This is a genomic window from Microbacterium oleivorans (assembly GCF_001691565.1).
Taxonomy (GTDB): domain Bacteria; phylum Actinomycetota; class Actinomycetes; order Actinomycetales; family Microbacteriaceae; genus Microbacterium; species Microbacterium oleivorans_B.
Genome location: NZ_MAYO01000003.1, coordinates 590584 through 609956 on the forward strand (window position 1 = coordinate 590584; position 19373 = coordinate 609956).

A 19373-nucleotide genomic window follows, 5' to 3' on the forward strand; every position below is an offset into this window, starting at 1 on the left:
TAACCGAGCCGACCCTTGCGGGGTGCGCCGCGCCGCCGAATGCTCAGTGTGGCGGTCGGTTCCTGCGCGATAAGCCCCGCGCCCGAGCCGCCTCGGGAGAACCCACCGTGTCGCACCCACCTGCCCCCGCGTCCGTCGCACGTCCGGTTCTCCGCCGGACCTGCGCAGCGCTGACCGTCGCCACCCTGACGGCAGCCGGACTCGCACTCGTCCCCACCGCAGCGTCCGCAGCAGTTTCACCCGACGCGCCCGTCGTCATCTCAGAGGTGTACGGCGGTGGCGGAAACAACGGCGCCGCCTACAACCGCGACTTCATCGAGCTGGCGAACACCGGCGACGAGACGGTCGACCTGAGCGGCTACAGCGTGCAGTACGCCTCTGCGACAGGCGCATCGTGGCAGGTGACGAAGATCGGCGATGTCGACCTGCCCGCCGGCGCGAATCTCCTGATCGGTCAGGCACCCGGTAGCAACACGTCACTCCCCGGCTTCGACGCCGACGTCGACGGCTCCATCGCGATGAGCGGCAGCGGCGCCAAGGTCGCGCTCGTCTCGAGCGAGACCGCCCTCACCGGGAGCACGGGCATCGCGACGCTCGATCAGGTCGTCGACCTGGTGGGCTGGGGGTCGACGGCCACGGCTTTCGCCGGGTCGGCCCCCGCGCCGGGCACCTCTAACGCGACGAGCGTCTCGCGCGACGACGAGGTTGCGAACACCGCAGACAACGCGGCGGACTTCGCCGCCGGTGCACCCACGCCCACCGGGCTCGGCGACGACACCGAGCCCGAGCCCGAGCCCGAGCCGGATCCCGAGCCGCAGGTCGCGACGATCGCCGAGATCCAGGGGACGACGGATGCCTCTCCCCTCGCTGGCCGCACGGTCACCACGACCGGTGTCGTGACTGCCCACTACCCCTCGGGCGGCTACAACGGCTACGTCATCCAGACGCCGGGCACCGGCGGCGCACTCGACGTCGCCACCCACAAGGCCTCCGACGCCGTCTTCGTCTACGCGCCCGGAGCGACCGGCGAGGTCGCCCTCGGCGACACCGTCACGGTCACCGGTGCTGTGTCGGAGTTCAACGGGCTCACCGAGATCACCGTCGAGGCCGGCGGTGCGAAGGTCATCGCCGACGCCGAGGCGCCCACGCCCGCCACGATCGGCTGGCCGACCACGGCAGCTCAGCGCGAGTCGCTCGAGTCGATGCTGATCGCCCCGCAGGGCGAGTTCACCGTCAGCGACACCTACAGCACCAACCGCTTCGGCGAGGTCGGCCTCGCCGCCGGCTCCGAGCCGCTCCGTCAGCCGACGGACGCCGCCCGTCCCGGAAGCGACGCCGCCGTCGCGGTCGCCGCAGACAACGCGGCACGCGGCGTGCGTCTCGACGACGGTGCCGGTCTCGACTACACGTCGGCCGCGAACCAGGCACTGACGCCAGCGTACGTCTCGCTTACCGAGCCGATCACGGTCGGCGCGGGGGTCACCTTCACGGCACCGCTCATCGTCGACTACCGCAATGACTCGTGGAAGCTGAACCCGACTCAGCCGCTCGTCGGCGACGGGACCGGTGCCGACGAGGTCGTCTTCGAGAATGTCCGCACCGACGCTCCCGCCGAGGTGGGCGGACACCTCTCCATCGCATCGTTCAACGTCCTCAATTACTTCACGACCCTCGGCACCGACACCCCGAGCTGCGAGGCGTACACCGACCGCTTCGGCGACGGCGTGACCGTCCGGGACGGCTGCGCCCAGCGCGGTGCGTGGGATGCCGCCGACCTCGCTCGTCAGCAGGCCAAGCTCGTCGAGGCCATCACCTCCGTGGACGCCGGCGTCGTCGGCCTCATGGAGATCGAGAACTCGGCCGCGCTCGGCGAGAAGACCGACGAGGCCACGGCGACCCTCGTCGCCGCGCTCAACGCGAAGGCGGGCGCCGGCACGTGGGCGTTCGTGCCCTCGTCGACCGACCTGCCCCCGGCATCCGAGCAGGACGTCATCACCAACGCGATCATCTACCAGCCCGCGCGTGTCTCCCCCGTCGGCGCATCGCGCGCCCTCGGCGACCAGAGCGCGGACGGCGAGGCGTTCGGCAACGCGCGCGAGCCCATCGCCCAGGTGTTCGAGCCCGCAGCGGGCGGCGACCCGTTCCTGTTCGTCGTGAACCACTTCAAGTCGAAGGGCTCCGCCGGTCCGTGGCCGGGCGACGCCGACACCGGCGACGGCCAGGGCTCGTCGAACGAGTCGCGTATGCGGCAGGCGACCGCCCTCCGCGACTGGGTCGCGAAGATCCAGGGCGATGTCGACGCCGTCGCACTGGCGGGCGACTTCAACTCCTACAGCCAGGAGGACCCGCTGAAGGTCCTGTACGACGCCGGCTACGCGGATGCCGAGCGGGCGTTCGACGTCGACTCGTCGTCGTACAGCTTCTCGGGACTCGCGGGATCGCTCGACCACATCCTCCTGAACGAGCCGGCCCTCGCCCGCTCCACGGATGCGGACATCTGGAATATCAACTCCGGCGAGTCGATCGCACTGGAGTACAGCCGGTTCCGCACGCACGGCACGGAGTTCTACTCCGCGGACCCATACCGCTCGAGCGACCACGACCCCGTGATCGTCGGGATGAAGGCGAAGGCCGCTCCCGTCCAGCTGACCCTCCTCGGCATCAACGACTTCCACGGACGCATCGACGGCAACACCGTCGGGTTCGCGGGAACCGTCGAGGAACTGCGGAAGGCGGCATCAGGTCCCACCCTGTTCCTGTCCGCAGGCGACAACATTGGGGCGTCGCTGTTCGCGTCCTCCGTCGCGGAGGACCAGCCGACCATCGACGTGCTGAACGCGATGGGTCTGCAGGCGAGCGCCGTCGGCAACCACGAGTTCGACCGCGGGTTCGACGACCTGGCCGGGCGCGTGTCCGACGAGTTCGACGCGCCGCAGCTCGGCGCCAACGTCTACAAGAAGGGAACGACGACCCCCGCACTCGACGAGTACACGCTGCTCGAGGCCGACGGCCTCACGGTCGGCGTCATCGGCGCGGTCACCGAGGAGACCCCGACGCTCGTCACGCCGACCGGCATCGAGTCCGTCGACTTCGGCGACCCGGTCGAGGCGGTCAACCGCGTCGCCGCTCAGCTGAGCGACGGCGATGCGTCCAACGGCGAGGCCGACGTCATCGTCGCGATGTACCACGAGGGCGCCGGCGCGGGTACGCCCGACGGCGCGACCCTCGACGAGGAGGTCGCCGCGGGCGGCGCGTTCGGCGCGATCATCACCGACACCTCCCCCGAGGTCGACGCGATCTTCACCGGCCACACGCACAAGGAGTACGCGTGGTCGGCGCCGATCCCCGGGACGGACCGCACCCGTCCGGTCGTCCAGACCGGCTCGTACGGCGCCAAGATCGGCGAGATCACCCTGACAGTGGATGCCGCCACGGGTGACGTCTCCGCGCACACCGAGCGCAACGTCGCCCGCACGTCGACGCCCGCCGCCGACCTCGTCGCCGCGTACCCCCGTGTCGCGGAGGTCGATCGCATCACGAAGGCAGCCCTCGCGAACGCGGCGGCCGTCGGCAACACGGAGGTCGGCCAGGTCGCCGGTGACATCACGACCGCCTACAGCGGCGGCTCGTACGTCGACGGCGTCTACACGGGCGGCTCACGCGACAACCGCGCAGCCGAGTCGACACTCGGCAACACGGTGGCGAACATGCTGCGCGACAGCCTCGCCGACCTGCCGAACGGCGCCGTGATCGGCGTGACGAACCCGGGCGGCCTCCGGGCGGACCTCTTCGACACGCAGGCGGAGTTCGGTGCCGGTGCCGTTCCGGGCCTGGCAGACGGCTCGGTCTCGTTCAGCCAGGCAAACGCGGTGCTGCCGTTCAACAACACGCTCGCGCTCATCACCCTGACGGGCGAGGAGTTCACGACGATGCTCGAGCAGCAGTGGCAACGGGATGCCGCCGGTAACGTCCCGCAGCGGCCGTACCTGCAGCTGGGCCTCTCGGACAACGTGTCGTACACCTACGACCCGGCGCTGCCGGAGGGTCAACGCATCACGTCGGTGACGGTCGACGGCAAGGCGATCGATCCGGCCGGGACCTACCGCATCGGCACGTTCTCGTTCCTGGCTGCCGGCGGCGACAACTTCCGGGCGTTCACCGAGGGTGACGACTACGTCGACACGGGCCTCCTCGACTACGAGGCCTGGGTCGACTACATCGCCGACGGCTCGCCCGTCGCGCCGTCGTTCGCCAAGCACGGCGTGCAGGTGTCGGGCGTCCCCGAGACCGTCGCGGCGGGCGACACAGTGACGTTCCAGGTGGCGGGCATGGACCTGACCAGCAAGGGCGCTCCGGCCAACACGGAGGTGACCGTCAGCCTGGGCGACCAGGTACTCGGCACCGCGTCGGTGACCGGGGGCGCGGCATCCGTCAGCGTCACGCTCCCGGCAGGGACCCCTGCCGGGGCGGCGCAGCTGACGGTGACGGCCGCACCCAGCGGCACCGTCGTTCAGGTTCCGCTGACGGTGGAGCAGGCGGCGGAGCCCGCCGCGACGACGCGCACGTCGCTCATCGCCCTCCCGCCGGTGCACATCAACCGGCTGCTGCCGGCGACGCTCCTCGCGATCGTCACGCAGGACGAGGGTCGTGCGGAGGGCGTCGTGGAGTTCCGCGAGGGCGACACCGTGATCGCGACGGCGGAGGTGCGCGGCGGGTTCGCGTCGACCACGCTGGGTCGCCTCTCGCGCGGGGTGCACTCGTACACGGCGACGTTCGTCCCGAAGGACCCGACGGTCTCGGAGGGGTCGGTCAGCAACCGGTCGTCGGTGCTCGTGCTGTTCTGATCCGGGCGTATCCGGAACGGGGGCGGGTCTTCGGATCCGCCCCCGTTCCGCGTTCCCGGAGACGGTTCGTAGGCTGGAGGCATGACGCCTCAGGTGGTGTTCGTCCACGGCATCCGAACCTCCGCGACGATGTGGCGCGCGCAGGTCGAGCATCTGACCGCAGCCGGTGTCGGCGCGAACGCGGTCGATCTTCCCGGCCACGGCACCCGCATGACCGAGACCTTCACGTTGGACGGTGCGTTCGAGACCATCGACGCTGCGGTGACGGATGCCGCGGCCCACGGGCCTGTGCTCCTGGTCGCCCACTCCATGGGCGGGCTCGTGTCCATCGAATACATGGGCCGCGAAAACCGGCCTCCCGTTGACGCCTTCATCGCGGCCGGGTGCACATCGATCCCACGCGGAGCGGGGTTGAGGATCTACCGGACTCTCGCGCGCGGCTTCGACCGCCTTCCGGGGCGCGGCCAGCGGCTGACCGACATGGTCCTGGACCGGACGTTGCCACCCGAGACGCGCGCCGATTTCGGGGCGGGCGGGTACGCGTACGATGCGCAGGACATCGCGCTGCGGAGTCTGTCCGTCCTCGATCTGGTGTCGGCTCTGAAACGGATCTCGGTGCCGATGTGGTTCGTCAACGGGCAGTGGGACCAATTGCGCCTGAACGAACGGCTCTTCACCGCGCTGAAGCCCGAAGCCGAGCTCATCGTGGTGCCCCGGACATCCCATCTGGTGACCGCCATGCGGCCCCGGGTGTTCGATGCCGTCATCGACCTCGCACTGGCGACGATGGCGCACGAGCGCTCGACTTCGGGATGAGCCTCCCACCTGATAGAATCGGTTTTTGGCTTGCGTGTGGGTTCCTCCCTCACACGACCGCTGTGCGACAGCCCTCTTCTGTTGCCGGCACATCCACCCGTAACTCCGAACGAAAGATACGTCGAACGTGGCGAACATCAAGTCGCAGATCAAGCGCAACAAGACCAACGAGAAGGCCCGCGAGCGGAACAAGGCCGTCAAGAGCGAGCTGCGGACCGTCGTCCGTCAGACCCGCGCGGCCATCTCGGCCGGCGACAAGGCCGCTGCCGAGAAGGCTCTGGTGAAGGCGACCAAGAAGCTCGACAAGGCCGTCAGCAAGGGCGTCATCCACGAGAACCAGGCGGCCAACCGCAAGTCCTCGATCGCGAAGCAGGTCGCCGCTCTCTGAGCCGCGAACGCTGCGCCACGACGAAGGCCCGTCCCGTGAGGGATGGGCCTTCGTCGTTTCCGGACGTCAGGCGCCGTACGGCGCGCGCGTCGCGACGACCGTGACCAAGCGCTCGACCGCGAAGACGGCGTCGCGGGACGCGCCTTTGACCTCGGCATCCGCTCGGGCGGCGGCCTGGATCGCGATCCCGAGCGAGGACTCGGTCCAGCCCGCGAGGTCGCGACGGGCACGGTCCACCTGCCAGTCCTTCATGCCGATGCGGGCGGCGAGGGCGCCGGACGGCTCGCGCGTGCCGGCGACGCGCGCCATGGTGCGGAGCTTCGAGGCGATCGCGGCGACCATCGGCACCGGATCCGCGCCCGAGGCGAGGGCGTGGCGAAGTGTCACGAGCGCGTCGCCGTAGCGGCCGGCGATCGCGGTGTCGGCGACGGCGAACGCGGTCGTCTCGACGCGGCCGCCGTAGTAGCGGGTGACGACCTGCTCGGTGATGTCGCCCTCGACGTCCGAGATGAGCTGCTGGCAGGCGGCGGCGAGCTCGGTGAGGTCATCGGCGAAGGCCGAGACGAGGGCGCGGAGCGCGGGAGGGGCGATACGGCGTTTGGCGGCCTGGAACTCCCCCGCCGCGAAGTCGAACCGGTCGGAGTCGCGCTTGACCGCAGGGCACGCGATCTCGATGCCACCGCCGGTACCCGAGCGGATCGTGTCGAGCAGCTTCTTGCCGCGGACGCTCGCGCCGGTGTGGCGCAGCACGATGGTCGCGCCCTCCTGCGGGGCCTCGAGGTAGCGGATCGCCTCGGCGAGGAACGCGTCGGAGCACTTCTCGACACCCGAGACGCGCACGAGGCGCGGCTCGCCGAACAGCGAGGGCGAGGACACCGCGAACAGCGTGCCCGGCGCATAGTCGTCGGCGCGGATGTCGGTGACTTCGAGGCTCGGATCCTCGGCGCGAAGGTATTCACGGATGCCGGCGGTCGCCCGCTCGGCGCAGATCTCTTCCGGTCCCGAGACGAGGACCACGGGCGCCGGCTGCGGTCGGCGCCACGAGATCTGCGGGATCGCCGACTTCGTCGTCTTCGCGGCGGGACGGCGGGGGCTCGGCATGGGGTCCAGCCTACCGAGGGGCGCCGACGCCTCGCCGTCGTGGCAGGACGATTCGGGACAGCGCCCATACCGCAGCGCCGGCTGCGAGGAGCATCGCGAGCAGCCCGAGGCTCGTGAGGACGAGCGCACCGAGCCCGCGGCTCGGCAGCAGGAACCCGTAGGGCACCCAGCCGTCGGTGTGACCGCGGAGGAGCACGACGAGCAGCCAGACGAGCGGATAGGGCAGCACGAGCCACAAGGTGCGCCACGGCTGCGGCGGGCGGTCTCGGATGAAGGTCCAGTCGAGCACGGCGTAGAGCGGAAGTGCGATGTGCAGGACGGCGCTCACCCACGGCGGCGCCGAGCCCGTGCCGGGGACGAACCCGTTGTAGACGACGCCCACGACGATGAGACAGGCGACTGCGACCCCGCGAGCGAGAGTCAGCCATCTCGGGACCGCCCGGTTGCCGGTGAGAAGGATGCCGGTGGCGCCGAACACGAGCGCGCTCCACATCGCGGTCTGGTTCGTGAAGTACCCGAAGAAGTCGAACGGATTGGCACTCCCCGGCTGCGCGGAACGGGCGTAGGTCCACCCCAGGACGCTGAGAACGCAGACGGCCACGCCGAGTCGCATGCCGCCGATGGCTGCGACGAGGCGAGGCGGGAGGGCGGGAGGCATCCGGTCAGCCTACGAAAGACCCGTCCTGACGGGATATCTCCCACGGAGGATCTATCCATCGTCGCCGCGCGACCAGTAGCATGGCGCGACACGAACGTGGGGGACCGCACATGAAGGACGCCGGCGAGATGAGCCGCTTTCGCCATTTCTTCGCGGACACCTGGTGGCGCATCGCCTGGTTCGTCGGCGCCGTGCTCTGGTGCGCGGCGGTGAACGCGCTCCTCATGACGACGCAGGCGGATCAGACGTGGTGGGGTCCCGTATCCGTGATCCCGATCCTCGCTTTCGCCGCGGATGCGCTTCGGCGCGACTACCTCCTGCGCCGCACGCACCCGCAGTGACTCCTGCGTGGTCGAGAGAGTTGACCGACGACGGGTGCTGTCTCAACCGCCCTGCTCACGCGACCGCCAGAGCCGGATTCCCGCACCGTCGCGCCACAGCACGACGTCACCGGACCTGTCGGTGCGGGCGATGATCGCGTGCTCCTTGCGGAGGAGTTCGAGGATCTCGTCCCGTGGGTGGCCGTAGGTGTTCTCTCCGACGGTCACGAGGGCGACGGCCGCGTCGAGCCCTTCGTAGAGGCTGTGGTCCTGATCGGCACTGCCGTGGTGCGCGACTTTGACCACCGAATAGGTGCGGTCGATCGCGCGGGAAGCGAGCAGGGATCGTTGCGGCTGCGCCGACAGGTCGCCGAGGAAGATGGCGTCGGGTACGCGGCATCCGGTGACGTCGATGACGACGCTCGCGTCGTTCCCGGAGGGATAGACCGGGTCGCGCGGCTTGGGCCACAGGGCGCGCCAGCGGCACTCCCCCAGCGCGCCGCTCTGGCCGGCGGACACCTCCTGGGCCCGCGCGCCCGACTCCGTGAAGCCGGCGATCACCGCAGCTGCTTCAGGGTCGGGGATCGGACCGTGCAGGACGAGGTCGGTACGACCGAGCAGGGCCTCGGCGCCGCCGCGGTGATCCAGGTCGAAGTGGGTGAACACGAGGACGTCGACGCGGTCGATCGCGAACCGGTCGAGACACGCGGCGACGGGCTCAGGCTCCGGCCCCGTGTCGATGAGCATGATCTCGTCGCCGGAACGCACGAGGACGGCGTCGCCCTGTCCGACCTCGCACGCCGCGATGGCCCAGTCGTCCGGTACCCGCGTGCGATCGATGAGCGTGCGGACCGGTCCCGCGCCCACCACGACCGCGATGATCGCGACGAGCACCCAGCCCGCCCAGCGCCGCGGCCGGTCCCGGCGCGCAGCGACCACGATGCCGATCGCCGCTCCTGTCGCGGCGAGGGCGATGAGCCCCGGCATCCCTTCCAGCCATCCGATGGATGCCCCGGGCAGCCGTGCGGACAGGTCCGCCGTTCCCGCGATCCAGGCGGCGGGCAACCATGCGATCGCCGCGAGCCCCTGAGCGAGCACGGGGAGCGGCAGCGCGAGGCAGGCGAGGAGACCGAGGACGGTCGCGGCTGGCGCGGCGGGACCCGCGAGCAGGTTCGCGAGCACGCCGACGAGGGGCACGCTCGGCTCGATCAGCACGAGCAGCGGGCCGCACGCGAGCTGCGCCGCGAGCGGCACGGAGAGGGCGAGTGCGAGGGGTGCGGGCATCCATCGCGACATCCCGTCGGCGAGCGGACCGGCGAACAGGAGCAGCGACCCGGTCGCGACGGCCGACAAAGCGAAGCCGAGCGATGCCGCCAGCCACGGGTCGAGCAGGAGCAGCACGCACACCGACGCGGACAGGATCGACATCCCCGCACCGATGCGCCCCAGCAGCACTCCGAGCATCGCGATCGCCGCCATCGCTCCCGCGCGCACGACGCTGGGTTCGGGCGAGACGAGCACGATGAACGCGACGAGCGTCGCGAGGCCCGCCGTAACCCGGATGCCACGGCGCGCCCCGCAGAGAGCTGCGATACCGAAGGCGATTCCGACGACGAGCGCGCAGTTCGCCCCCGAGACGGCTGTCAGATGCGACAGCGACGACGCCTTCATCTGCTGGTCGAGATCCTCGCTGACCGCTGACGTGTCGCCGACGGCGAGCCCCGGCACGAGCCCCGCACCGGGGTCAGGCAGGCCGTCGACCGCCGCCACCAGGCCTGTCCGCAGCGCGGCCGCGACGGCGAGGAGTCCCGTCGGCGGGTGCGTGAGCTCGATCGTCGACGCCTCGACGACGAGGACTTCCCGGTCCCCGGCATCCGCTCGGAACGCGGTCCCCGTCACGACCGCACGCGCCCCCAGGTCGAGCCCGGCGGGTCGCTCCTGCACGCGGACGAGGACAGGCGCCGAGACGGGAGTCGTGTCGGGGCCGATCGTGACGGACCGGGTGATCGCGTCGAAGCGGAACCCGGTGGCGGACCGTTCGACCTTTCCGACGACATCGACCTCGAACGTCGCACTGCGACCCCCGGTGATCGGTAGGCCTGCGACGGCCTCCCGCGCAGGCTGAGCGAGCGCGACGTGGGATGCCGCGCCCCCGGCGACGGCGAACGCCACCGCGATCAGCGCGGCCGTCGTCGGCCGAGGCGCTCGCGCGGCGATGGCCAGAGCCAGGACGGCAACCACCCAGAGCGCGACCGCGAGGGCCGTCGCATGCTCGGGGAAGGCGATCGACGCGCCCGCACCGGCCCACGCCACGAGCGCGACCGGCAGCAGCCGCAGGTCGCGGCGCCGCGCGGTCCGACCACTCACACCGTCACCAGGTCGCGGAGGGATTCGAGCATCTTCTCCCCGATCCCCGGCACCGCCATGAGGTCGTCGACGCTCGTGAACCGGCCGTTCTCCTCGCGCCAGTCGAGGATCCGCTGCGCGATCGACGGTCCGATGCGCGGCAACGTGTCGAGGGCAGCGACGTCGGCGGTGTTCAGATTCACGCGACCATCGCCTTCGGGTGCGGCGGAAGCACCGGCATCCGTCCCCTCTTCACCCTCTCCGGGGATGAGGAGCTGCTCACCGTCGCTCACCGGACGCGCAAGGTTCACGCCATCGCGGGACGCCGTCTCGGAGAACCCCCCGGCGGCGGCGACGGCGTCCACGACGCGCGCACCCTGGTCGAGGCGATACAGACCGGGCTCTCGCACCTGACCCGAGACGTGGACGTACACCGACGCCGGCGCCACCGTCTCGGAGACGACCTCGGGCACCGTCTCGACGGCTGATTCCGCGCCCGTCCGGACGATCCCGATCGCAATCGTCACGGCGGCGACGACGACCACGAGGACGACGGCGGCACCGATCCCCAGCCGACGTCGAGACGTCGGCACCGCCTGCGCACCCATGGCACGATCATTCCGGCGCCGGGCCGCCTCTCGCCGCGCGGCGAGAGGGCGGTGGACGAACCGCGGTCAGATGGCCACGGTGGAGAAGACGCTCAGGCGACGGTGAAGCTGACGACCTTCGGCGCCCGCACGACGGCGCGGGTGATCTCCTTGTCGCCGATGGCCCGACGCACCTTCTCGTCGGCGAGGGCGAGCTTCTCGAGCTCGTCGCCCGAGATCTTCGCCGGGACGGTGAGCGTGCCGCGCACCTTGCCGTTGACCTGCACGACCGCCGTCACCGACTCCTCGACGAGGAGCGTGGGGTCGGCCTGACGCCACGGGGTGACGCCGACGAACGGCTTGTAGCCGAGGATCTCCCACATCTCCTCCGCGGTGTGCGGGGCGAAGAGGTCGAGGATCATCGCGACGGCCTCGGCGGCCTCGCGGACGGCGGGGTCGGCGGCGCCTGCGCCCGAGTCGATCGTCTTGCGCGTCGCGTTGACGAGCTCCATGAGACGCGCGACCACCACGTTGAACTTCGACTGCTCGACGAGCCCGACGACATCGGCCCACAGGCGGTGGGTCACGCGGCGGAGCGCGGTGTCCCCCTCGGCCCAGACGACGTCCGACGCGCTCGCGACGTCGGAGGCGACACGCAGTGCGCGCGACAGGAACTTCTGGGCACCGGTCGTCGAGACGTCCTCCCAGTTGATGTCGTCCTCGACGGGCCCGGCGAATGCGATAGCGACACGGACGGCATCCGCACCCGGGTCGTCCATGCTCGATGCGAACTCGACGAGGTTGCCCTTCGACTTCGACATCTTCGAGCCGTCGAGCAGGACCATGCCCTGGTTGATCAGGCTCGTGAACGGCTCGGTGAAGTCGACGAGGCCCATGTCGAACAGGACCTTCGTGATGAACCGGGCGTACAGCAGGTGGAGGATCGCGTGCTCGACGCCGCCGATGTACGAGTCGACCGGCGCCCACTTGGATGCCTCGGCGCTCGGGAACGGCTCCGTCGCCCCGTTCGGGGCCAGGAAGCGCAGGAAGTACCACGAGCTGTCGACGAACGTGTCCATCGTGTCAGCGTCGCGAAGCGCCGGCTCGCCGGTCTCGGGGTCGACCGTCGACATCCACTCGGTCGCGCCGCCCAGCGGCGACGTGCCCTTCGGCTTCAGGTCGAGACCCTTGGCGTCGGGGAGGATGACGGGCAGCTGCTCGTCGGGGACCGGGACGATACGGCCGTCCTCGGTGTGGATCATCGGGATCGGGGTGCCCCAGAACCGCTGACGCGAGATCAGCCAATCGCGGAGGCGGTAGGTCTTCGCGGCGCGGCCGGTTCCCGCCGAGGTGAGCTCTTCGATCGCGCGGGCGATCGCGTTGCGCTTGGACAGCCCGTTCAGCGACCCGGAGTTGATGAGGCGCCCATCGCCCGTCAGCGCGGTGCCGGTGCGGGCGGGATCGATCGACTCGAGGTCGTCGCCGATCGGCACACCGTCCTCGTCGACCTCGATGACCGGGATCGCGCCGGTGACCGGAGCCGTCGTGTCGACGACGACCTTCACGGGCAGGTCGAACGCGCGGGCGAAGTCGAGGTCGCGCTGGTCGTGCGCGGGGACGGCCATGACGGCACCGTGCCCGTAGTCGGCGAGGACGTAGTCCGCCGCCCAGATCGGCAGACGCTCGCCGTTGATCGGGTTGATCGCGAAGCGGTCGAGGAAGACACCGGTCTTGGGGCGATCAGCGGTCTGGCGCTCGATCTCGCTCGTTTTCTGCACCGTGTCGAGGTAAGCGCGGAAGCGCTGCTGGACCTCGGGCGAGGCGCCCTCGGCCAGTTCGGCGGCGAGGTCGGAGTCCGGCGCGACGACCATGAAGGTCGCACCGTGCAGGGTGTCGGGGCGGGTGGAGAAGACGGTGATCTTCTCGGCGCGCCCCTCGATCTCGAAGTCGATATCGGCGCCGATGGAGCGGCCGATCCAGTTGCGCTGCATCTGCAGCACCTTGTGGGGCCAGAAGCCCTCGAGCTGGTTCAGGTCATCGAGCAGACGGTCGGCGTACTCGGTGATCTTGAAGTACCACTGCGTCAGCTTCTTCTTGACGACCTCGAAGCCGCACCGCTCGCAGTGTCCGTCGACGACCTGCTCGTTCGCGAGCACGGTCTGGTCGTTGGGGCACCAGTTGACGGCGCTCTGCTTGCGGTAAGCGAGCCCGCGCTCGAACAGGCGCTGGAACAGCCACTGGTTCCAGCGGTAGTACTCGGGGTCGCTCGTGTGGAGCACGCGGCTCCAGTCGTACGACGACCCGAACGCGCGGAAGCTGACCTTGTGCTGGTCGATGTTGTTGTAGGTCCACTCGCGCGGGTCGGACCCGGCGCCGCCCTTGATCGCGGCGTTCTCGGCGGGCAGGCCGAAGGAGTCCCAGCCGATCGGGTTCAGCACGTTGTAGCCGCGGTGACGCCAGAAGCGTGCGACGGCGTCGACGTAGGCGTAGTTCTCGGCGTGACCCATGTGCAGGTCGCCCGAGGGGTACGGGAACATCCCGAGCACGTACTTGCGCGGACGCGTGTCCTCGTCGCCGCCGGCCTTGAACGGGTCGGACTCCGCCCACCGGGCCTGCCACTTGGCCTGGATGGCGCGCGAGTCGAAACCGGTCTGCTCGGGAGTCGATGCGTCGGAGGAGGTGCTGGAGGACACGGTGAACCAATCGTGCAAAGTCGGGAGGGCGCGCGAAAGCGCCTTTTCAGCCTAGCGGACCGGGACTTTCACCATCCCGGCGGCAGTTCGGCACCGAGCGCACGGAGCGGCGCTCGGGCCTTGATCCCGACCTCGGCGACCTCGTCCGCCGCGACCGAGCCCCACGTGATGCCGCCGCCGGCGCCGACGTACGCCCCGGCGGGATGGATCACGATCGAGCGGATCACCATGGCGAGGTCGAGCCCCCCATCGGAACCGATCCACCCGAAGCACCCCGCGAAGACGCCGCGCGGCGCGCCCTCCAGCCGGTGGAGGATCTGCATCGCCGACAGCTTCGGCGCTCCCGTCATGCTGCCGGCCGGGAAGGCGGCATCCCACAGCTCACCGACGGTCGTCCGTGGACGCAGTCGCCCCGCCACTGTGCTCACGAGCTGGTGCACCGCGGGGTACGACTCCACCTCGAGGAGCCGCTCGGCCGCGACCGACCCGGGCTCGCACACCCGTTGCAGGTCGTTGCGCATGAGGTCGACGATCATGACGTTCTCGGCCTGCTCCTTCTCGCTCCCCCGCAGCGCGGCGGCGAGAGCGGCGTCCTGACCCGCGTCGGCGGCGCGCGGCCGCGTGCCCTTGATCGGTCGGGTGCGGACGATCCCGTCCGCGACCGAGAGGAACTGTTCCGGCGATGCGCTCAGGAGCGCCCGGCCGCCGCTGCGGATGAGGCCGCCGTGATGCGCCGGCGTCGCGGTTCGGAGGCGAAGGTAGGTGTCGACCGGGTCGACGGATGCCGCGGTCTCGAACCGCGTCGTAAGGCACAGCTGATACGCACGCCCCTCTCGGATCTCGTCCCGGCACTGCTCGATCAGGCGGGCGTAGGTGTCCGGATCGTGCCGGGCACTGACGGCGACGGCGGGCGGATCCGCGGGCGTCGACGTCCGCTCCGCAGTGATCGCGAGAGCAACCGCGGCGGCCAACCCGTCGAGGTCGTCGTCGGCGGCGAATGCGATCATCCTCTTCGCGGCGTGATCGAACCCCAGCATCCGATCGACGCGTAGCCAGGCGTCTGCAGGTCCCCCATCGTCCGCGGCCGGGGCGCCGGCGCGACGGGCCGCGGCGTCGTACGCCGACCAGCCCACCCACCCGCCGCGGAACGGTCCCGCGTCGGCATCCGTCATGCCCCCGAGTGCGACGTCGCGAGGAGGTGCCGTCGGGATGCCGGTGCCCACCCAGCTCCAGCCTTCCGAAGCGCCGGGGCCGGCATCGAGCCAGAACGCGTCGACCGCATCACCGATGACCGCGGTGAAGGCGACAGCCGGATCGAGCCACCCGGGAAGGACGCGTGAGGCGAGATCGCTGGACACTCCCTCAGGGTAGACGGCGGATAATCTGAGGTCGTGAACGAGATCCTCGACTGGCTGCTCGGCACCGTCCAGGCGGTGGATCCCGTTGTGCGCGTCATCGTCGCCGGCATCGCGATGATGCTCGAGACGAGCGTGCTGGTCGGACTCATCGTCCCCGGCGACACGGTCGTCATCGTGGCCGGCACCGCCGTCGACAATCTCGCCGAGGGCACGTGGCTCGTCCTTGCGGTCCTCGTCGGAGCGCTCATCGGCGAGAGCATCGGATTCGCCCTGGGCAGGTGGTTGGGCCCCCGCATCCGGTTCTCGCGGGTCGGCAGACTCATCGGCGAACGCAACTGGGCGCGCGCGGAGCTCTACCTGCGCCGGCGGGGCGGGCCGGCGATCTTCCTCTCGCGCTTCCTCCCGGTCCTCCACTCGCTCGTCCCGCTGACCGTCGGGATGAGCGGGTTCGCGTACCGCCGGTTCCTGGCATGGACTGTGCCCGCCTGCACGGTCTGGTCGGTGGCCTACGTCTCCGTCGCGGCGGCCGCGGCGGAGAGCTACCGCGAGCTCTCCGCCAGCCTTCACTACGCCGGTTACGTATTCGTCGGGATCATCGCCGCCTTCCTCGTGCTCGTCTACATCGCCAAGCGCATCATCGGAGCACGTGAGGCGCGTCACCTCGAACTCGACGACGCGACGGAGGCTCCCGCCGACGACGTGAAAGACTGAACCGATGGCTTCCCCCTCTTCGCCCGACACGAAAGTGCTGTGGCTGGCGCGCCTCGAGTACCGGTTCCACTCCTGGCGCGAGAAGCGCGCCCGCGCGAGGGGACAGCGTCCCACCGTCGCCGCCTTCCCCGGTTACGGCAGCACCGAGTGGGTGCGCGTCCTCGGCCGCGTGCTGATCCCGCCGAAGGCGAAGCGTCGGGAGCGAGGCGACTACGCGGGCGTGCGGGGGTGGCGCAGCTTCGCTGCCGTGCCGATCGCCCACGCCACGGTCACCGTGGTGATCGACGGTGTGAGTCACGAGGTGACGGCGGATCGCGGCGGCGTCATCGACGCCGTCCTGCCCGCGACGCTCTCCGCCGGCTGGCAGACGATCACGATGAGCGTCGAGAAGGCCGACCCCGTCGACGCCCGCGTCTTCATCGTCGGAGACGACATCCGGTTCGGCGTCATCTCGGACGTCGATGACACGGTCATGGTCACCGCGCTCCCCCGGCCCTTCGTCGCCGCATGGAACTCCTTCGTCCTCAATGAGCACGCCCGCCAGCCCGTCCCCGGGATGGCTGTCCTGCTCGAGCGGCTTGCGCGCGAGAACCCCGGGTCGCCCATCCTGTACCTGTCGACCGGGGCGTGGAACGTCGCTCCGACGCTGGTCCGGTTCCAGCGTCGGCATCTCTTCCCGCTCGGGGCCATGCTCCTGACGGACTGGGGTCCGACCCACGACCGGTGGTTCCGCAGCGGCAAGGAGCACAAGAAGGAGAACCTGCGCCGGCTGGCGGACGAGTTCCCCGACATCGACTGGCTGCTGATCGGCGACGACGGTCAGCACGACGACGAGATCTACACCCAGTTCACGATCGAGCATCCAGAACAGGTAGCCGCCGTAGCGATCCGGCGACTGACCCCGGCAGAGGCAGTCCTCGCCGGTGGACGGACGGCCGTAGACGATCACAGCGCGGCCGGCGTGCCCTGGGTGACCGGCGACGACGGAGCGGAGCTGCTCGAGCGTCTGACCGACGTCGACATCGTCCGCGATGTCCCCACCTCCTCCTAGGCTGACAGCCATGTGCGGTCGCTTCGTCGTTGCCAACGTCGCCTCGGAACTCGTCGGCGTACTCCGTGTCGATGTCGAGAGCGACGATCTCCCCGCGCCGTCGTACAACGTCGCACCGACCTCGCAGGTCGGCATCGTTCTCGACTCGGCCAAGACCGACCCTCCCACGCGTCGGCTGGAACCGGCGCGCTGGGGCCTCGTCCCCTCGTGGGCGAAGGACGTGAAGGTCGGTGCGCGGGCGTTCAACGCGCGGTCGGAAGAGCTCGAAGACAAGCCGATGTTCCGGCAGGCCCTCATCAAGCGCCGCGCGATCGTGCCTGCCACCGGTTACTACGAGTGGCAGACGACAGACGAGGGCAAGACGCCCTACTTCATCCATCCCGCCGACGGGTCACCTCTCCTCTTCGCAGGCCTCTACGAGTGGTGGAGGGACCCGGCCAAGGCCGAGGACGATCCCACCAAATGGGTGCTGTCGTTCACGATCATCACGCGCGACGCCGTCGCGCCGCTGGGGTCGATCCACGACCGGATGCCGCTGTTCCTCGACGCCGACTTCGCCGATGCCTGGCTCGACACCGAGGTCGACAATGTCGGTGACCTCCTGGACGCCGCCGTCGACGCGGCCCCCCAGGTCGTCACGGGGCTCACCGACCACGTCGTCTCGAGCGCCGTCGGCAACGTCCGCAACGACTCCCCCGAGCTGATCCAGCCCGTCTGACCCGCCCCCGCATGCCCACCCTCACGAGTGCTGTCCTCGCGCGGTCCGACTGGACCGACCGGATGCAGGCGCACGCCGAGCGGGCAGACGCGCTGACCGCCGGGCGCCGCCGTCGCGCAGCGAGAGCCGAGACTCACCCGGTCGACGACTTCCTCTACACCTACTACTCGTACAAGCCGTCGCTCCTGCGCCGGTGGCACCCCGGCCGCGATGTCCGACTGGCGGATGCCGCCGACGCACCGCACATCGCATGGCGGTGGTACCGAGTCGATCGCGATGCGGTCATCGCCGACGCCGAGGCGTTCCTCACGGAGAAAGCGCCTCTGGTCCGAGCGATCCGCGGCATCCTGTCGAGCACGCTCGGGCGGACGGGCTCATACGGGTGCTTCGGCCTGCACGAATGGGCCATGGTCTACCGTGACGGCGAGACGCGGCATCCCGTGCCGCTGCGGCTCGGTGGGGATGGCACAGATGCCGTCGTCGAGGCCCACGACCTGCGGTGCACGCACATCGACGCATTCCGGTTCTTCACTCCTGAAGCGACGCCTCGCAATCGCTTCACGCCCACGCGCGAGACCCAGGCGCAGAACGAGCAACCAGGTTGCCTGCACGCCGGAATGGATCTCTACAAATGGGCGGTGAAGCTCGGCCCGCTGGTTCCCGGCGAGTTGCTTCTGGATGCGTTCGTGCTCGCCCGCGACATCCGGGAACTCGACATGCGAGCCTCGCCCTACGACCTCACCGACTGGGGCTACTCCCCCGTGCGGATCGAGACGCCGACGGGTAAGGCCGAATACGTCGCCGCGCAGCGCGCCTTCACCGACCGGGCCCAGCCGATTCGTCACCGGTTGCTCCAGCTCGTGAACCCGACCGAGAACGGCTGAGTCAGGTCAAGGCCCTCGACGCAACGCTCGAGGTCCGACATGCTCGAAGAGTCGAGAGGACACCCATGAGCAACGATCCCACGCCCGACCTGGAGCGACTCGTCGGCGGAGAGCAGGACGGCCTGCCCCCTGCGCCCGCCGGTGCCGCTGATCGCTCAGACGAACCGTCTCCTGAGGAGCGATTTGTCGCGCCTGACGCCGGAGATCTCGACGTCGAGGCCGCCGAGGCGGACGCGGAGGCTTCCGATTCCACCGAGTGAGCCGGGATCGAGAGCCCTTGATTCCCGCGACGTCGCTCGTCACACATTCACCACGTGGGTCTGTTTCGTCGCGGTAGTCGCCGTGTACATGTTCGTCCTAGCGATGCAGACGAGCGAGAGCGTGAAGGGTCTTCCCGTCTTCGTCGTGCTGGGCGCGGCCGCACTCTCGTTCGCGTTGGTGTGGCTCGGCGCGCCGATCGCGTGGCTCGTGGCCCGGTGGATGCGGCATGTGCGCGGCATCGTCGCGCACGTGATGGTGTTCTGGCTGCTGGGGGCCGTGACGTCCGGGATCGTGCTGATCTTCCTCTCCTCGGTGACAGGCGCGGCGCAGGGTTCTGATCAGGCCGGCGCGGTCCTCGCTGCAGCCGCCGTGTGCGGTGTCTGCACCGCCATTGGGCGGAGCTCCGTGTTCGTGTCGGAGTGGCATCACGCGCGCAGGCGTCGGCGCCGCGAAGCCAATACAGCTGAGCGATCGACTGATGGACAACCACAACCTCTTAGCCAGCGACCGCCCCGAGAACCAGGAGATATCGGATTATCTCCGATTCTCCATGACTGCCAAGTGAGCCCATCAGGATGAAACGTTCCGCAGGTGTGGCCGCAGCCGTCTTCATAATCGCGGCTGTGGCCGGATGCTC

16 protein-coding genes are annotated in these 19373 nt (G+C 69.9%); 10 read left to right on the forward strand and 6 right to left on the reverse strand.

Annotated features, from left to right (window positions below):
• The first annotated feature begins 107 nt into the window (after positions 1-107).
• From BBA86_RS05635 to rpsT, 3 genes are all read left to right on the forward strand, one after another.
• Positions 108-4844 carry an ExeM/NucH family extracellular endonuclease gene (locus BBA86_RS05635; protein WP_065570666.1) on the forward strand — a complete coding sequence of 1579 codons (4737 nt, stop codon included), beginning with the start codon at positions 108-110 and terminating at the stop codon, positions 4842-4844.
• An 81-nt stretch (positions 4845-4925) separates the two neighbouring features.
• Positions 4926-5660, forward strand: coding sequence for an alpha/beta fold hydrolase (locus BBA86_RS05640; protein ID WP_065570667.1), 735 nt, complete (start codon positions 4926-4928; stop codon positions 5658-5660).
• Between the two features lie 127 nt (positions 5661-5787).
• Positions 5788-6048 (forward strand): 30S ribosomal protein S20, encoded by a 261-nt coding sequence (gene rpsT / locus BBA86_RS05645; protein ID WP_065570668.1) that lies wholly within the window; start codon positions 5788-5790, stop codon positions 6046-6048.
• 66 nt (positions 6049-6114) lie between these two features.
• Here the strand turns inward: rpsT and holA are convergent, their stop codons facing one another.
• Positions 6115-7149 carry a DNA polymerase III subunit delta gene (gene holA / locus BBA86_RS05650; RefSeq protein WP_065570669.1) on the reverse strand — a complete coding sequence of 345 codons (1035 nt, stop codon included), beginning with the start codon at positions 7147-7149 and terminating at the stop codon, positions 6115-6117.
• A gap of 10 nt (positions 7150-7159) precedes the next feature.
• Positions 7160-7807 (reverse strand): Pr6Pr family membrane protein, encoded by a 648-nt coding sequence (locus BBA86_RS05655; RefSeq protein ID WP_065570670.1) that lies wholly within the window; start codon positions 7805-7807, stop codon positions 7160-7162.
• Between the two features lie 110 nt (positions 7808-7917).
• Between BBA86_RS05655 and BBA86_RS05660 the strand changes: the two genes are divergently transcribed.
• Entirely contained in the window at positions 7918-8148 is a 231-nt protein-coding gene (locus BBA86_RS05660) for a hypothetical protein (RefSeq protein ID WP_065570671.1), read from the forward strand.
• Positions 8149-8190: 42 nt separating this feature from the next.
• On the opposite strand, the gene BBA86_RS05665 is transcribed toward BBA86_RS05660, so the two are convergent.
• The 4 genes from BBA86_RS05665 to BBA86_RS05680 form a co-directional block, all read right to left on the reverse strand.
• Positions 8191-10494 carry a ComEC/Rec2 family competence protein gene (locus BBA86_RS05665; protein ID WP_065570672.1) on the reverse strand — a complete coding sequence of 768 codons (2304 nt, stop codon included), beginning with the start codon at positions 10492-10494 and terminating at the stop codon, positions 8191-8193.
• A complete protein-coding gene (locus BBA86_RS05670) occupies positions 10491-11081 on the reverse strand; it encodes a ComEA family DNA-binding protein (protein ID WP_065570673.1) in 591 nt (196 codons plus the stop codon). The genes BBA86_RS05665 and BBA86_RS05670 overlap by 4 nt, the downstream gene beginning before the upstream one ends.
• Before the next feature lie 92 nt (positions 11082-11173).
• Positions 11174-13753 (reverse strand): leucine--tRNA ligase, encoded by a 2580-nt coding sequence (gene leuS, locus BBA86_RS05675; RefSeq protein WP_065572197.1) that lies wholly within the window; start codon positions 13751-13753, stop codon positions 11174-11176.
• Between the two features lie 68 nt (positions 13754-13821).
• Positions 13822-15111: an anthranilate synthase component I family protein gene (locus tag BBA86_RS05680; RefSeq protein WP_065570674.1), complete on the reverse strand. Its 1290-nt coding sequence runs from the start codon at positions 15109-15111 to the stop codon at positions 13822-13824.
• 33 nt (positions 15112-15144) lie between these two features.
• Here BBA86_RS05680 and BBA86_RS05685 point away from each other — a divergent pair, with 33 nt between their 5' ends.
• The 6 genes from BBA86_RS05685 to BBA86_RS14255 all read left to right on the forward strand — a co-directional run bounded on the left by BBA86_RS05685 (position 15145) and on the right by BBA86_RS14255 (position 19315).
• Positions 15145-15822, forward strand: a complete 678-nt coding sequence (locus tag BBA86_RS05685; RefSeq protein ID WP_065570675.1) for a DedA family protein — start codon at positions 15145-15147, stop codon at positions 15820-15822.
• Between the two features lie 4 nt (positions 15823-15826).
• Positions 15827-16873, forward strand: a complete 1047-nt coding sequence (locus tag BBA86_RS05690; protein ID WP_065570676.1) for an App1 family protein — start codon at positions 15827-15829, stop codon at positions 16871-16873.
• A 10-nt stretch (positions 16874-16883) separates the two neighbouring features.
• Complete coding sequence (locus BBA86_RS05695; protein WP_065570677.1) at positions 16884-17591, forward strand: SOS response-associated peptidase; 708 nt, start codon at positions 16884-16886, stop codon at positions 17589-17591.
• Positions 17592-17602: 11 nt separating this feature from the next.
• A complete protein-coding gene (locus tag BBA86_RS05700; protein WP_065570678.1) occupies positions 17603-18475 on the forward strand; it encodes a 3-methyladenine DNA glycosylase in 873 nt (290 codons plus the stop codon).
• 65 nt (positions 18476-18540) lie between these two features.
• On the forward strand, positions 18541-18735 hold the full coding sequence (locus BBA86_RS05705) for a hypothetical protein (RefSeq protein WP_065570679.1): 195 nt from the start codon (positions 18541-18543) through the stop codon (positions 18733-18735).
• A gap of 82 nt (positions 18736-18817) precedes the next feature.
• Positions 18818-19315: a hypothetical protein gene (locus tag BBA86_RS14255; RefSeq protein WP_223247034.1), complete on the forward strand. Its 498-nt coding sequence runs from the start codon at positions 18818-18820 to the stop codon at positions 19313-19315.
• The last annotated feature ends 58 nt before the right edge of the window (positions 19316-19373 follow it).